2 protein-coding genes are annotated in these 483 nt (G+C 61.5%); one reads left to right on the top strand and one right to left on the bottom strand.

Going from position 1 to position 483, the window contains the following annotated elements:
• Window positions 1–268 (bottom strand): glutathione S-transferase N-terminal domain-containing protein (locus EOB49_RS34690; RefSeq protein WP_206526206.1); only part of this gene is annotated, 268 nt, incomplete at its 3' end.
• Here EOB49_RS34690 and EOB49_RS37130 point away from each other — a divergent pair.
• A partial coding sequence (locus EOB49_RS37130; protein ID WP_206526205.1) for a hypothetical protein occupies window positions 267–483 on the top strand: 217 nt, incomplete at its 3' end. The genes EOB49_RS34690 and EOB49_RS37130 overlap by 2 nt on opposite strands.

The raw sequence follows: 483 nt of genomic DNA, 5'->3' as shown, positions 1-483 counted from the left end.
ATTCGAACAGGCCGATCGGCTTGCCGTCCGGACCGTTCGGATCGATGATCGCCGGTATCTTGCCGTTGGGATTGAGCGACAGGAATTCCGGTGTCCAGCTTTCGTTCTTGCCGATGTTGACCAGATGCGGCTCATAGGGCAGGCCGAGCTCCTCCAGGGCGATCGATATCTTCACGCCGTTCGGCGTTGTCGCCGAATAGAGCTGGAGCTGGTCCGGATGCTTGGCCGGCCAACGCGTTGCGATCGGAAAGGCGGACAGGTCTGCCATGGAAACTCCTGAATGGGGTTCGCGCCGAGCGGCGCGGTTTTGGGGGGTCGGCCAAGGATTAGACGCGGCGCACGGCACGATCAATATGGCGGTGAAGGGTTTCGTCCTGTACGAACAGTCAACGGAATGGTCTGCCTGGGCAGATCGCGCGCCCCTTAGATCAGACGGCCTTGAAGGCCAGCACGGCATTGGTGCCGCCGAACGCGAAGCCGTTG

Origin of the sequence: Mesorhizobium sp. M7A.F.Ca.MR.148.00.0.0 (genome assembly GCF_003997735.1) — a bacterium.
Classification (GTDB): domain Bacteria; phylum Pseudomonadota; class Alphaproteobacteria; order Rhizobiales; family Rhizobiaceae; genus Mesorhizobium.
The sequence above is the reverse complement of the archived record's forward strand: the minus strand, read 5'-3'. Positions and strand labels throughout refer to the sequence as shown.